Annotated in this window: 12 protein-coding genes; 10 read left to right on the forward strand and 2 right to left on the reverse strand. The window is 71.5% G+C overall.

Going from position 1 to position 13,820, the window contains the following annotated elements; genetic code table 11:
• The first annotated feature begins 2 nt into the window (after positions 1–2).
• The 3 genes from LNW73_RS19915 to hutI are packed head-to-tail and all read left to right on the forward strand — an operon-like array spanning position 3 to position 3,725.
• Complete coding sequence (locus LNW73_RS19915) at positions 3–1,193, forward strand: allantoate amidohydrolase (RefSeq protein WP_250992977.1); 1,191 nt, start codon at positions 3–5, stop codon at positions 1,191–1,193.
• The gene (locus tag LNW73_RS19920; protein WP_250990829.1) at positions 1,184–2,521 is read left to right on the forward strand and encodes a formimidoylglutamate deiminase; all 1,338 of its coding nucleotides are present in this window, start codon (positions 1,184–1,186) and stop codon (positions 2,519–2,521) included. Before LNW73_RS19915 ends, LNW73_RS19920 begins: the two co-directional genes overlap by 10 nt.
• 28 nt (positions 2,522–2,549) lie before the next feature.
• Positions 2,550–3,725: an imidazolonepropionase gene (hutI, locus tag LNW73_RS19925; RefSeq protein ID WP_250990830.1), complete on the forward strand. Its 1,176-nt coding sequence runs from the start codon at positions 2,550–2,552 to the stop codon at positions 3,723–3,725.
• A gap of 42 nt (positions 3,726–3,767) precedes the next feature.
• Here the strand turns inward: hutI and LNW73_RS19930 are convergent, their stop codons facing one another.
• Positions 3,768–4,658 carry an RNA polymerase sigma factor SigF gene (locus LNW73_RS19930; RefSeq protein ID WP_164296770.1) on the reverse strand — a complete coding sequence of 297 codons (891 nt, stop codon included), beginning with the start codon at positions 4,656–4,658 and terminating at the stop codon, positions 3,768–3,770.
• Positions 4,659–4,950: 292 nt separating this feature from the next.
• On the opposite strand from LNW73_RS19930, the gene LNW73_RS19935 reads away from it, so the two are divergent.
• From LNW73_RS19935 to LNW73_RS19965, 7 genes are all read left to right on the forward strand, one after another.
• Complete coding sequence (locus LNW73_RS19935; RefSeq protein WP_250990831.1) at positions 4,951–5,319, forward strand: STAS domain-containing protein; 369 nt, start codon at positions 4,951–4,953, stop codon at positions 5,317–5,319.
• A gap of 123 nt (positions 5,320–5,442) precedes the next feature.
• Positions 5,443–5,922, forward strand: a complete 480-nt coding sequence (locus LNW73_RS19940; protein ID WP_250990832.1) for an ATP-binding protein — start codon at positions 5,443–5,445, stop codon at positions 5,920–5,922.
• Positions 5,923–6,026: 104 nt separating this feature from the next.
• The gene (locus LNW73_RS19945) at positions 6,027–6,728 is read left to right on the forward strand and encodes an LPXTG cell wall anchor domain-containing protein (RefSeq protein ID WP_250990833.1); all 702 of its coding nucleotides are present in this window, start codon (positions 6,027–6,029) and stop codon (positions 6,726–6,728) included.
• 238 nt (positions 6,729–6,966) lie between these two features.
• Entirely contained in the window at positions 6,967–8,274 is a 1,308-nt protein-coding gene (locus tag LNW73_RS19950) for a DUF4175 domain-containing protein (RefSeq protein ID WP_250990834.1), read from the forward strand.
• Positions 8,275–8,313: 39 nt separating this feature from the next.
• Positions 8,314–9,393 carry a WxL protein peptidoglycan domain-containing protein gene (locus LNW73_RS19955; RefSeq protein ID WP_250990835.1) on the forward strand — a complete coding sequence of 360 codons (1,080 nt, stop codon included), beginning with the start codon at positions 8,314–8,316 and terminating at the stop codon, positions 9,391–9,393.
• 5 nt (positions 9,394–9,398) lie between these two features.
• Complete coding sequence (locus LNW73_RS19960) at positions 9,399–10,583, forward strand: hypothetical protein (protein WP_250992978.1); 1,185 nt, start codon at positions 9,399–9,401, stop codon at positions 10,581–10,583.
• Entirely contained in the window at positions 10,580–11,959 is a 1,380-nt protein-coding gene (locus LNW73_RS19965) for a hypothetical protein (protein WP_250990836.1), read from the forward strand. Before LNW73_RS19960 ends, LNW73_RS19965 begins: the two co-directional genes overlap by 4 nt.
• A gap of 83 nt (positions 11,960–12,042) precedes the next feature.
• Here LNW73_RS19965 and LNW73_RS19970 read toward each other — a convergent pair whose 3' ends face one another.
• On the reverse strand, positions 12,043–13,572 hold the full coding sequence (locus LNW73_RS19970; protein ID WP_250990837.1) for a peptide MFS transporter: 1,530 nt from the start codon (positions 13,570–13,572) through the stop codon (positions 12,043–12,045).
• Positions 13,573–13,820 lie beyond the last annotated feature (248 nt).

Genomic DNA, 13,820 nt, shown 5'->3' on the forward strand with positions numbered 1-13,820 from the left:
GCATGTGGACGGAGCTGCTGCCGATCGGCCGCAGCTCCGTCTCCGGGGGATACCGCCGCTACGCCTGGAGCGGCGCCGACCTGGACTGCCGGGCGTGGTTCCGGGCGCAGGCGGAAGGCCGCGGGCTGACGTACGAGGTCGACCGCAACGGCAACCAGTGGGCCTGGCTGGGCGACCCGGCCGCCGGTGACGCGGTCGTCACCGGTTCGCACCTGGACTCGGTACCGGACGGCGGCGCCTTCGACGGGCCGCTGGGCGTCGTCTCGTCCTTCGCCGCGCTCGACGAACTGCGCGAGCGCGGAGCGGCGTTCGGCAAGCCGCTGGCCATCGTCAACTTCGGTGACGAGGAGGGCGCCCGCTTCGGGCTCGCCTGCGTCGGATCGCGGCTGGCCGCCGGGCAGCTCACCAAGGACAAGGCGTACGCGCTGCGCGACGCGGACGGCGTCAGCCTGCCGCAGGCCATGGAGCAGGCCGGTTACGACCCGGCCGGCATCGGCCCCGACCCGGAGCGGCTCGCCCGCATCGGCGCGTTCGTGGAACTCCACGTCGAGCAGGGCCGGGCGCTGGACCTGAGCGGCGACGCCGTCGGCATCGCGTCCGCGATCTGGCCGCACGGCCGCTGGCGGTTCGACTTCCACGGCGAGGCCAACCACGCGGGCACCACCCGCCTGGAGGACCGCCGCGACCCGATGCTCAACTACGCCGCCACGGTGCTGGCCGCCCGCCGGGAGGCGCAGGCGGCCGGGGCACTGGCCACCTTCGGCAAGGTGAGCGTCGAGCCCAACGGCGTCAACGCCATCGCCTCGCTGGTACGCGGCTGGCTCGACTCGCGGGCCGCCGACCAGGAGACGCTGGACCGGGTGGTGGCCGGGATCGAGGCCGCCGCCGCCGAGCGGGGGGCCCGCGACGGCATCGACGTCCGCGTCACCCGTGAGTCGTTCACCCCGGTCGTCGAGTTCGAGCACGCGCTGCGCGACGAGGTCGCGAAGCTGCTCGGCGGTGTCGTCCCGGTGCTGCCGACCGGCGCGGGACACGACGCCGGGATCCTGTCGGCGAGTGCCCCGACCGCCATGCTGTTCGTACGCAACCCCACCGGCGTCTCGCACTCACCCGCCGAGACCGCCGCCGAGGACGACTGCCTCGCCGGGGTGACCGCGCTCGCCGACGTACTGGAAGGTCTCGCGTGCAGCTGACGTACTGGACGGAACACGCCTGGCTCAACGGAGTCGTCGAGCCGGGCGTGGCGATCGACACGGCCGGCGGCCGGATCACCGCAGTCAGGACCGGTGTCGACACTCCGCCGCCCGGCGCCGTCGCGCTGCGCGGATTCACCCTGCCGGGACTGGCCAACGCGCACTCGCACGCCTTCCACCGGGCGCTGCGCGGCACCGTCCAGGTCGGGTCCGGCACCTTCTGGACCTGGCGCGAGATCATGTACTCGATCGCGGCGGAGCTCGACCCCGACACCTACTTCGCGCTCGCGCGGGCGGTGTACGCGGAGATGGCGCTGGCCGGCGTCACCTGCGTCGGCGAGTTTCACTATCTGCACCACGGTCCCGGCGGCACGCCGTACGACGACCCCAACGCCATGGGCGAGGCCCTGATCGCCGCCGCGGGGGAGGCGGGCATCCGGATCACGCTGCTGGACACCGCCTACTTCTCGTCCGGATTCGGCGCGCCCCCCGACCGGCACCAGGTGCGCTTCGCCGACGCCGGCCCCGATGCCTGGGCGGAGCGCGCCGACGCCCTCAAGGACCGCGACCACGTCCGGATCGGCGCGGCGGTCCACTCGGTGCGCGCCGTGCCGCCGGCCGGGATCGCCAGGGCGGCGGAGTGGGCGGCGGCGCGGCAGGCCCCGCTGCACGTCCATCTGTCGGAGCAGCCGGCCGAGAACGAGGCCTGTCTGAAGGCCCACGGCCGCACACCGACGCGGCTGCTCGCGGACCACGGGGCGCTGGGCCCCCGGACCTCCGCCGTGCACGCCACCCACCTCACCGGCGCGGACATCCGGCTGCTCGGCGACAGCGGCACCGTCGTCTGCATGTGCCCCACCACCGAACGCGACCTCGCCGACGGCATCGGCCCGGCGCGCGAGGTCCAGCTCGCCGGCAGCCCGCTCTCGCTCGGCAGCGACAGCCACGCCGTCATCGACCTGCTCGAAGAGGCCCGCGCCATGGAACTCGACGAGCGGCTGCGCACCCGCACCCGCGGGCACTGGACCGCGGCCCAGCTGCTGCGGGCCGCCACCGCCGACGGCCATGCCTCGCTCGGCTGGGCGGACGCCGGTCAGCTCGAGACGGGCGCGCTCGCCGACTTCACCACCGTCGCCCTGGACTCGGTCCGCACCGCCGGCACGCTGCCGCGCCTCGGCGCGGAGACGGCCGTGTACGCCGCGACCGCCGCGGACGTACGGCACACCGTGGTGGGCGGGCGGCACATCGTCCGGGACGGCATCCACCAGCTGGTGCCGGACGTCCCCGCCGCGATGGGCGCGGCCGTCGCCCGTCTGCGCCGTTCCTGATCCCCTGACCTCGACGAAGGATCGCGCGATGCCCACCACCGTCATCACCAACATCGGCAGCCTGGTCACCAACGACCCGGACCTCGGCACCGGGCCGCTCGGCCTGGTCGCGGACGCGGCGGTGGTCATGGCCGACGGCCTGATCGCCTGGGTCGGCCCGGCGGACCGGGCGCCCGCCGCCGACGACGTGTACGACGCGGGCGGCCGGGCGGCACTGCCCGGATTCGTCGACTCGCACTCGCACCTGGTGTTCGGCGGCGACCGCACCCAGGAGTTCAACGCCCGGATGTCCGGCACGCCGTACACCGCCGGCGGCATCAGGACCACGGTCGCCGCGACCCGTGCCGCCAGTGACGCCGAGCTGGACGCCACCGTGGCCCGCTATGTGGCCGAGGCGCGGCGGCAGGGCACCACGACCATCGAGACGAAGTCCGGCTACGGGCTGACCGCGCAGGACGAGGCGCGCAGTCTGCGGATCGCCGCCGCGCACACCCCGGAGACCACGTACCTGGGCGCGCACATCGTCGCGCCGGAGTACGCGGACGACCCGGCCGGCTACGTCGACCTGGTCACCGGGCCGATGCTGGAGGCCTGCGCGCCGCACGCCCGCTGGGTGGACGTGTTCTGCGAGAAGGGGGCGTTCGACGGCGACCAGGCGCGGGCGATCCTCACCGCGGGCGCCCGGGCCGGACTGATCCCGCGGGTCCACGCGAACCAGCTGACCTACGGGCCCGGCGTGCAGCTGGCGGTCGAGCTGGGGGCGGCGTCCGCCGACCACTGCACGCATCTGACGGACGCTGACGTCGACGCCCTCGCGTCCAGCGGTGGCGCCACCGTGGCGACGCTGCTGCCCGGCGCCGAGTTCTCCACCCGCGCCACCTACCCCGACGCCCGCCGGCTGATCGACGCGGGCGCGGCGGTGGCGCTGTCGACGGACTGCAACCCGGGGTCGAGCTTCACCAGCTCGATGCCGTTCTGCATCGCCGTCGCCGTACGGGACATGCGGATGACGCCGGACGAGGCGGTCGCGGCCGCGACGCTCGGCGGCGCGCGGGCGCTGCGCAGGGACGACGTGGGAAGGATCACGGCGGGGGCGCGAGCGGATCTGATGCTGCTCGACGCCCCCAGCCATGTACATCTGGCCTACCGGCCGGGTGTGCCGCTGGTCAGCCGGGTGTGGCAGGGCGGGGTCCGCGCCGCCTGACCCGTGGCCGGGCGGCGCGCACCGTCACTCCTCGGCGAACCGTCACTCCTCGACGAGCAGTCCGCGCCGCAGGCGCGCCAGTGTCCGGGAGAGCAGGCGCGAGACGTGCATCTGTGAGATGCCGAGCTCCTCGCCGATCTCCGACTGGGTGAGGTTGCCGGTGAAGCGCAGCGAGAGGATCTTGCGGTCGCGCGCCGGGAGCTCGGCGATCAGCGGCTTCAGGGACTCGATGTACTCGATGCCTTCGAGGTCGTGGTCCTCGTAGCCGATGCGGTCGGTCAGCGCGCCCTCGGAGTCGTCCTCGTCGGGCTGGGCGTCGAGCGAGCTCGCGGTGTACGCGTTGCTCGCGGCCATGCCCTCGATGACCTCTTCCGCGGTGATCCGCAGCCGGGCGGCCAGCTCGGCCACGTTCGGCGAGCGGTCCAGCTGCTGGGCCAGCTCGTCGCCGGCCTTGGCCAGGTCGAGCCGCAGCTCCTGCAGCCGGCGCGGTACCCGTACCGACCAGCTGGTGTCACGGAAGAAGCGCTTGATCTCGCCGATGATCGTCGGCATCGCGAAGGTGGGGAACTCCACGCCGCGGCTGAGCTCGAAGCGGTCGATCGCCTTGATCAGGCCGATCGTGCCGACCTGGATGATGTCCTCCATCGGCTCGCTGCGGGTGCGGAACCGGGAAGCCGCGAACTTCACCAGGGCGAGATTGAGCTCCACGAGCGTGTTGCGGACGTAGGAGTATTCGTACGTGCCCTCGTCCAGCGTCTCGAGGCGCAGGAACAGTGTCTTGGACAGGGCTCGTGCGTCGACCGGACCCACCGTCTCGAACGGGGGTATCTCGGGGAGGCCCTCCAGCCCCTCCGGCTCTTCCAGGTCTTCCTGCTCAGAGCCAACGGACGGGCTGGTCGTCGTCGCGGTGATCGCGTCAGGCCGGGGTGTCATGCTCTCCTCCCTCGGTTACGGCATCAGGCTGCCGGTGCCATGCCTCTAATACGGTGTGCTGCGCCTCCGAGGCGGCCGGGTTTCGATAGGTGTTGTTCAACCCCTACCCCGTTTCACGCGTGTGGCGCAACTTCCGGCCGACCGTCCCAACGGGCGATTAGCGGGCCGCGGAGGGGGCAGGCGGGAGGCATCCGAGGGGCGTCCACCGGGCAGCTGAGGGGTCGCTTCCCCGTGATTCGGGATGCGCGTAGGGTTCGGGGTGCGCATGACCCAAGATTCCAGAGGAGCGCACATGGACCGCGGGATGGTCGGTACGGCCGGCCGGGACCGGTTGCACGTGGACGTGCGACAGCACGGCACGTACGCCGTCGTCACGCCTGCGGGCGAGCTCGACCACCACACCGCGGAGCTGCTCAGTGAGCCGCTCGAAGCGTGTGTCGCCGCGGGGTGCACCAAGCTCGTGGTGGACTGCTCCCAGCTGGATTTCTGTGATTCCACCGGATTGAACGTCCTGCTGGGCGCCCGGCTGAAGGCCGAGGCGGTCGGTGGGAAGGTCCATCTGGCGGGTATGCTGCCGGTGGTCGCTCGTGTGTTCGAGATCACGGGTGCTGAAGCCGTGTTCACCGTCCACGCAACCCTGGACGAGGCATTGCAGGAGTGACGGAAGCATCGCCGGTGGCGATCTCCCACTCCACCCTGTTTGGTAGAGCTCCCGAGGTGTCCCCGGGAATTCGTCGGGCAGGAGACTCCTGAAACTGTCGGACATCGGTGAGGTGAGGCGCTGATGAGCACCACTCGGCCCCACGCGGCGGACGACCGCGGTTCGGACCCGGGCGACACTGTCGTGCCCGAGGCCGGATCCGCGCGGGTTCTGCGGCTCCTGGGTGAGAGTGCCATCGTCCCGCGCGCCCGCGACTTCACTCGCGAGGCGCTGCAGGCCTGGGGCTGGCTGCCCGCCTCCTCGCCGGAGCGCCGGGCCGCGGCCGAGGACGTGCTGCTCGTCGTCTCGGAACTGGTCACCAACGCGTGCCTGCACGCGGACGGCCCCGATGAGCTGCGGCTGATCCACAGCCCCAAGGTGCTGCGACTCGAGGTCGCCGACAGCGGAGCCGGCGAGCCGGAGCCGCGCGTTCCGCACCGGGCGGGCCGGCCCGGCGGGCACGGCATGTTCATCGTGCAGCGGCTGTGCACGGACTGGGGCGTCGCGCGGCACCCCGAGCAGCCGGGCAAAACGGTCTGGGCCGAACTCGCAGCTCCCGCCTGATTTCCCCCTCTGCACTTCCCTTCCCTCTCCAAGATCACGGGCGTACTGTCGGCCGCCGAATCTGATGTGCCGTCAGTAACTTGTGGCGGAAGGGAGAAGAGCCGATGAAACACGTCATGAACAGCGTCCTCAGCAGAGCGGCCGCCCGCGGTGGAGTGCTGGCCCTCGCGACGGCGACCGCGGCGGGTGCGGCGCTGCTGGTCGCCCCGGCCGCACACGCCGAAACGGTGGACGTCGCCTACAGCTGTCAGTCGCCGATCGGGAAGAAGGACGCGGTGTCGCCCATCGACATCACGAGCGTCCCGTCCGGCTCCGGCTACAAACTCACGATGAGCTTCAAGAAGGGTGTCTCCTCCAGCCCGATCGAACTCGGCAAGGGGGCGATGAACCCGAGCGCGACGATCAAGGTCGGCGGTGCGGACTCCGGTTCGGTGTCGGTGGTCGGCACCGCGAACGACGCGGCGATCCCCGCCAACACCCCCATCAAGATCAACGATCTGACCGGCACCTACACGCCCAAGAAGTCGGGCAAGGTCACCTTCACGGCCGGTGTGCTCACCATCAAGGCCCTCGGCACGGTCACGACCTGCAACGCCACCAACAGCCCCAAGCCCTCGCTGTCGCTGGACGTCAAGGCGGCGGGCGGTGGCGGCGACAGCGGTGCCACGGCCCCGCCGGCCGCCACGCTGCCGCAGACCGGTCCGGCCGACAGTGCCGTGGCGCTGGGCACCTTCGGCGGCACGGTACTGCTCGCCGGGGTCGCCGGCGTGCTCTGGCTCACCCGCCGGGCCGCCAGAACCCGCTGATCCGGGCCCGTGGCACCGACTCGGGCGTCGGTGCCGCGGCCCGGCATGTCCACGGTCGCAACTGCCCTGACCAGTACGGATGTTGTATCTGACGGGCAGTCAAATCTGGTCGTCCGGCTCCATTGACTTCTTTCGGCCGTCCCGTCTCAATGTCCAGCGTCGGCGCAGAGGAAAAGGGACGCTGCGCCCGGACCGTGATCAAGGGGACAAGATGATCGCTCACGCGCGAAGATCCGTCATGCGCGGACGGAGACTGGCCGCCGTGCTCGGGGCCGCCGCACTCATGGTGGGGGGCGGCGCGGTGCTCGCGGCGCCCGCCCAGGCGGCGACGGCCGTGGACTTCCAGACGCACTGCATTCCGCCCGCCGTGGCCGGGCTGCCGCCCATCGACGGTGTGTCCAACGCGACCGTGTCGGTCGCGCCCGCCAACCCGAAGGTCGGTGACACGGTCACCGTCACCTACACCCTCACCAAGGCGGCCGCGAGCAACCCGACGGACATCGCGCTGCCCGCCGATGTCGTCACACCCCGCGCCAGCGTCGTGCTCGGCGGTGTCCAGACCGGCGCCGTCGCCGTGACCGGCCCCAAGAGCAACCCGCCGATCCCGGGCAAGGGCTCCTTCCCGCCGCTGGTCATGACCGGCACCTTCGTGGTCACCGCGCCCGGCGCCATCACCCTGTCGCCCGGTGACTACACCATCCACACCAGCTACATCCTGGAGCTGGACACCGTCTGCACCGTCACCGGCGGGCCCGCGCCGGTCTCCGAGACCGTCACCGCGAGCCCGGCGACCACCCCCAACCCGCGGACCCTCGCGCTGGGTTCGGCCCAGGGCGACCCGGGCACCGCGGTCGCCGTCACCGGCGGTCACTTCACCGCGGGTGCCACCGTCACGGTCCTGGCCATCGCCGGGTCCAACCCGACCGCGGACATGACCTCCGCGACCGCCGACGCGCAGGGCGGCTTCACCGCCTCGCTCGTCGTCAACGACCTCGCGACCACCGGCATCGTGGCCTTCGAGGGCGCGAGCTACGACCCGGCGACCGCCGCCGGGCCCGCCGCGTACAAGGTCAACGACAACACCCCGATCCCGCCGGGGAGCCAGAAGCTCAACGCCTCGGTCACCGCCGGGACGCTCTCCATGACCCAGGCCGGCGACACCGTGGAGATGACCCCGGTGAACTTCGGTGACGGCGGCGCTTCGACCGGCGCACTGCAGACGGTCACCGTCAAGGACTTCCGTGGCGGCGCCGCGGGCTGGTCCCTGACCGGTGCGGTCACCGACTTCAAGGGCCCGGGAGGCGCCGTCATCGGTGCCGACAAGCTCAGCTGGACCCCGTCCTGCACCGCCAAGGCGGGCAGCCTCAGTGTCTGCGCGGCGGGTTCGCCCGGCGCCGTGGGCACGGCCGGCGCCACGCTGGCCAGTACGTCCAACGGCACCGTGACCGGTGGTGAGTTCACCGCCGACGCGGGCCTGTCGCTGAACGTTCCGGCCTACTCCGGCCCAGGAACCTATTCCGGAGTCTTGACCCTGACCCTGACCTGACGCACAGTCAGTTAACTCGGACCGAGGGAGATGCCAGACATGTCGAGGGCCAAGGCGTGCGCAGTGCTGCTGACGGTCGCCGCGTTGCTCGGCATCGGTCTCGGTCCCGCGGCAGGACCGGCCGGCGCCGCCGACAACGGGCGCTGGTCGGTCTTCCCCGCCCCGGCGGGCGGGGCCAAGGACAAGACGAGTACCAGCCAGGAACGACAGTTCTTCACCCTGGAGGCGGGACCGGGGACCACCGTCAAGGACAAGGTCTCGGTCTCCAACCTCTCCGACGCGCCGATGCAGTTCAAGATCTACGGCGCCGACGCGTACAACACCCCGCGCGACGGCGGATTCGCCGTGCGCGGCCCCGAGGAGACCAACAAGGACATCGGCACCTGGGTGAAGCTCGCCCAGGGCAGCCTCACCGTCCCGCCCAGGACCCGCGCCGACATCCCGTTCACCCTCACCATCCCCGACACCGCCACCCCCGGCGACCACCCCGGCGCGATCGTCGCCCTCAACACCGAGACCGACAAGACCAAGGGGAGTGTCGCGGTCGGCGTCCGGCGGGCCGTCGGAGCCCGGATCTACCTCCGGGTGAGCGGCCCCAGCCTCCCCGCGCTCTCCGTGGAGAACGTCCGTATCGACCACGGCCAGCCCTGGCTGCCCGGCACCGGCGAGAGCACCGCCACCATCCACTACACCCTGGTCAACCGGGGCAACGTCTCCCTGCTGCCGCGCCTGCGGGTCAAGGCCACCGGGCTGTTCGGCAACACCCTGCTGGACCGGCAGGCCAAGGGGCTGCCGCTGGAACTCCTGCCGGGACAGCAGGTCGAGCTGACCGAGAAGTGGGCCGGGTCGCCGCAGTTCGACCGGGTGAGCGTCAAGCTCACCGTCACCACCGACCGGGGCGAGCTCAACGAGACGGCCGGTGCCTCGTTCTTCGCGGTCCCCTGGCTCGCCACCGGGGTGCTGCTCGCCGGACTGGCGCTGCTGGCCGCCTGGTTCATCGTCAGGCGCCGCAGGAACCGTCCGCCGCGGCCGGTGGAGGAGGACCCCGATCCCGATGCGGGGACGGCAGGGACAGCGGTCGGCGTGACGAGCGTGGGAAGCAGGGGCGGACAGGCGTGAGCACCATGCACAGGGAACCACTCCGGGCGACGGCGGCAGCCGTGCTCGCCGCGGCGCTGCTCGTTCTGTCCGCGCTCACCGCGCAGCCGTCGCACGCGGCGGCGCCGGTGGCGGTCCGCAACCCGGCGGCGGTCCGGGCGCCCGCCGCCGACCAGAAACCCGCGGTGGCGCTGTCGCCGCAGCAGGCCAAGCCCGGTACGGAGATCACCGTCACCGGCCGGGGCTGGAAGCCGACCACGCTGCTCACCCTCCTGGTCTGCGGGCAGAACGCGATCGGCGGCACCAACTCCTGCTCCAACGAGTCCGGCCGCGCGGTCACCACCGACGCCAAGGGCGGCTTCACCCAGAAGCTGCCGGCCGTCGCACCGCCCAAGCCCTGCCCCTGCGTCGTGCACGTCGCGACGGTGATGGGCGACTCCGTCACCGTCGACGCGCCGTTCGTCGTCACCGGGCATCCGGTCGCCGAACTGCCGCAGACGTCCGGTGCCGGGCGGCTCGCGGTGCTCACCGCCAGGCTGCAGGGCGGCGGCGGACTGCTCACCTGGTTCGGCTCCCCGCCGCAGCGCCAACTGGTCTTCACCGTCGGCAATCTCGGCTCGGGACCGGTGAAGAACCCGGTGTTCCAGGTCGGTGTCTCGCACGGCGTCTTCGCCCCGCAGTGGGAGGAGCAGCAGTGGAGCGGCAGCGTGGCGCCGGGGATGAAACAGCAGATCAAGCTGCCCGTCGAGCTGACCTCGGGGGCGCACGGCGACTACCGGGTGCAGCTCAAGTACGGCGACAAGGTGCTCGTCACCGAGCCGTGGGACGTCGGACGGCCCTGGGGCGTCACGCTCTTCTGGATCCTGCTCTGCGTCGTCGTGCCGGCCGCGGTCTTCCGGATCGGGATGGCCGTCGTGGACAAGGCGCGGCCGCGGCTGCCCGGCACGATCTACGCCTCCGGCCGCCGCCGCAAGGCCCCCTGGCGGCCCGCCGCGCTGCTCCACCTGCCGCCGCCCCGCCGTTCTGCGCCGTCCCCGTCGGCCACGTCATCGCCCAACGGCGGGCGCCCGCCGGGCTCCCGGGCCCCGGACGACACGGGCACGCTGCCCTGGTTCAGCCAGGGCACCCTGCCGCCGCCGGCCGCCGGGCCGCAGCCCCCACCGACTTCCGCACCGAGTACCGAACGTCCATCTTCGAAAGGAAGCACGTGACGAATCGACTATCGCGACCGCGGAGGAGCAGGGCCGCCACAGCGGTCGGTGTCGCGCTCATGCTCGGCGGCGGCTCGGCGCTGCTGATCGCGGCACCCGCGCAGGCCGCCGAGTCCTCGTTCGCGACCAAGTGCATACCGCCGAAGATCGCGAATCTGCCCGACATCAACGGGACGACGAAGGCGGACATCACCGCGCCGGCGACCGCCAAGGTCGGCGACACGATCGACGTGACGTGGAAGACCGTGCAGGCCGCGTCGCAGAACCCGGGCGTCGCGGATCTGCCCGCCAACTCGGTGCTGCCCACCGGCAAGGTCACGATCGGCGGTGCGCAGACCGGATCGCTGGATGTCGCGGGGACCCGGACGAATCCGGCGATCCCGAAGAACAGCCCCATGGTGCTGTCCGACATGAAGGGCAAGCTGAAGCTGACCGCTGCCGGTGACGTCACGCTCTCGCCCGGCGCGTACAACATCAACGCGAACTACATCATGTCGACCGACACCGCCTGCGCGCCGACCGGCACCGTTCCGGTCGCGGTCACGATCAAGGTGACGGGCGGCGGCACGGGCGGCACGACGACGTCCGGCGGTACGACGTCCGGCGGCACGACGACCTCGGGCACCACCGGTGGCACGACGACCTCGGGCGGCACCACGTCCGGCGGCACCACGTCGGGTGGCACCACCGGAGGCACCACCACCGGTGGTACGACGTCCGGCGGTACGACGGGTGGCGGCGGTGAGCCCAACGGCACCGAGCACAAGGGCACCCCGGTCTCCGTGACCTTCGACTGCGGGTCGTTCGGCAAGCCGACCGGCCAGGTGGCCATCGACGCCACCAAGAGCAGCGCGGGTTACAACCTCTCCGTGCGGTTCATCGGCTCGGTCATGAAGACCCCCGCACCCCTCCCCAAGGGCTTCATCACCGCGACCATGGCCGTCAAGGTGGCGGGCGCGGACAGCGGCACGGTCCAGGTCAAGGCGCCGCCCAACACCAAGGCGTTCGCCCAGAACGACCCGGTCACCCTCGATCCCCTCACCGGCGTCTACTCGCCGGGCAGGACCGGATCGGTCACGCTGCACCCGGGCGTCCTCGCCGTCCAGCTCGCGCAGGGCGGCACGCCCGTCGCGACCTGCACACCGACCAAGGCCGTCGACGCCTCGCTGACCCTCGACATCAAGGAGAAGGGCAGCGACAGCGGCGGTACCAACGGCAGCGCCGCCAACAGCGCGACCACCACCAGCGGCGGTCTCGCCCAGACCGGCGCCGACAACAACGGCTCGCTGCGCGCCCTCGGCCTCATCGCGGGCACCGTCCTCCTCCTCGGCGGCGCCGTCTTCACCTTCACCCCGTGGCGCAAGCTGCGCCACTGACCGCACCACAGGAACCCCGAACGACGAGGCCCCGGCGACCGTACGGTCACCGGGGCCTCGTCACGCGTGCGCGGGACGGAACGTCAGCGGACGTCGCCCATCAGCGCGACGACCTTCTTGCGGTACATCCAGATGGCGAAGCCGGCGAGGATGGCGAGAGCCGCTTCCAGGCCCACCATGCCGGTGCCGTTCAGATCCACACCCGCGATGGACAGCAGGCTGGTGGTGCAGTCGCCCGCGGTGACCGCGAGGAACCAGACACCCATCATCTGGCTGCCGTACTTGGCGGGGGCCATCTTCGTGGTGACCGAGAGGCCGACCGGCGAGAGACAGAGCTCACCGATGGTCTGGATCATGTAGATCGTGACCAGCCACATCGGGCTGACCTTCGAACCGTCCGAGGCCAGTCCCATCGGGACGACGAAGACGACGAACGAGGCGCCGATCAGGAACAGGCCCATGGCGAACTTCACCGTGGTGCTCGGTTCGCGGTTCTTCTTCGACAGCCAGATCCAGCCCCAGGCGATGACCGGGGCCAGCGCCATGACGAAGAGCGGGTTCACGGACTGGAACCACGAGGACGGGAAGTCGATCCCGAACATCGAGCCCTGCGTCTTCGTCTCGCCGAAGATCGACATCGTCGATCCGCCCTGGTCGTAGATCATCCAGAACACGGCGGCGGCGACGAAGAACCAGATGTAGCCGCTCATCTTGGACTGCTCGGCGGCCGACAGCTCCTTGTCCTTCTTTATCCGGACCAGGACGCCGACCGGGATGACCAGGCCGATCACGGTGATCGGCACCAGCGCCCAGTTGAGCGTGTAGTGCCCGGTGAGCACGACCACACCGTAGAAGACCGCGGCGGCGATCAGCCACAGCAGGCCCTTGCGCAGGGTGGTGTTGCGCTCCTCGACCGACAGCGGCTTCGGGACGACGCTGCTGCGCTCGCTCAGGTGGCGGGTGCCGAGCAGGAACTGGACCAGACCCAGTGCCATACCGACGGCGGCGAGGGCGAAGCCCAGGTGCCAGCTGTAGTTCTGGCCGACGGTGCCGATGATCAGCGGGGCGGCGAAGGCACCGATGTTGATGCCCATGTAGAAGACGGTGAAGCCGCCGTCCCGGCGCGGGTCGTTCGGCCCGTCGTAGAGGTGGCCGACCATCGTCGAGATGTTCGCCTTGAGCAGGCCGGAACCGAGCGCGACCAGTGCCAGGCCGACGAAGAACATCGCCTGGCCGGGGACGGCGAGCGTCAGGTGGCCGGCCATGATGATGCCCGCCGCGATGGCGACCGTCTTGCGCGGCCCCCAGACCCGGTCGCCGAACCAGCCGCCGGGCATGGCGAGCAGGTACACCATCGCCATGTAGATGGAGTAGATGGCCACGGCCGTGGCCGCCGTCATCGCGAGGCCGCCGCCCTGGGAGCCCTTCTCGGCGCCGGGGCCGCCGGCGATCAGATAGAGCGGGAGGAGGGCCTTCATGCCGTAGAAGCTGAACCGCTCCCACATCTCGGTCATGAAGAGAGTGGCCAGGCCGCGGGGGTGGCCGAAGAAGGTCTTGCCGCCCGGAGCAGGGGTCCCCTGCGGGGCGGCGTCCTTCGTCAGGCTGGACGCCATGGTCGATCCTTGTTCGCTCGGGACGCGCGACGGAACAGACCGCGCGCCCGGTGGGGGTGGCCGGCACCGACGCGCTATGGGGGCGCGCCGGGATCCACGCCCGCCGCGCGGTGCGCGCTGCGGACCCGGCCGTCAGGTCAATCACTCACTGCTGGTTTGTGCCAGCCCCGTCACAGAAGAGGCCTTCGGCGCGTGTTGTGCGCGGAAGGACCCTGAGTGCTGCTACGGGCGATTCATTACTTTATGGC

Source organism: Streptomyces sp. RKAG337 (genome assembly GCF_023701715.1).
GTDB lineage: Bacteria > Actinomycetota > Actinomycetes > Streptomycetales > Streptomycetaceae > Actinacidiphila.

Coding starts and splice junctions, on each gene's coding strand:
- LNW73_RS19915 (WP_250992977.1), top strand. CDS start 3: ATGTGGACGGAGCTGCTGCCGATCGGCCGCAGCTCCGTCTCCGGGGGA.
- hutI (WP_250990830.1), top strand. CDS start 2,550: ATGCCCACCACCGTCATCACCAACATCGGCAGCCTGGTCACCAACGAC.
- LNW73_RS19930 (WP_164296770.1), bottom strand. CDS start 4,658: ATGACACCCCGGCCTGACGCGATCACCGCGACGACGACCAGCCCGTCC.
- LNW73_RS19935 (WP_250990831.1), top strand. CDS start 4,951: ATGGACCGCGGGATGGTCGGTACGGCCGGCCGGGACCGGTTGCACGTG.
- LNW73_RS19940 (WP_250990832.1), top strand. CDS start 5,443: ATGAGCACCACTCGGCCCCACGCGGCGGACGACCGCGGTTCGGACCCG.
- LNW73_RS19945 (WP_250990833.1), top strand. CDS start 6,027: ATGAAACACGTCATGAACAGCGTCCTCAGCAGAGCGGCCGCCCGCGGT.
- LNW73_RS19950 (WP_250990834.1), top strand. CDS start 6,967: ATGCGCGGACGGAGACTGGCCGCCGTGCTCGGGGCCGCCGCACTCATG.
- LNW73_RS19955 (WP_250990835.1), top strand. CDS start 8,314: ATGTCGAGGGCCAAGGCGTGCGCAGTGCTGCTGACGGTCGCCGCGTTG.
- LNW73_RS19960 (WP_250992978.1), top strand. CDS start 9,399: ATGCACAGGGAACCACTCCGGGCGACGGCGGCAGCCGTGCTCGCCGCG.
- LNW73_RS19970 (WP_250990837.1), bottom strand. CDS start 13,572: ATGGCGTCCAGCCTGACGAAGGACGCCGCCCCGCAGGGGACCCCTGCT.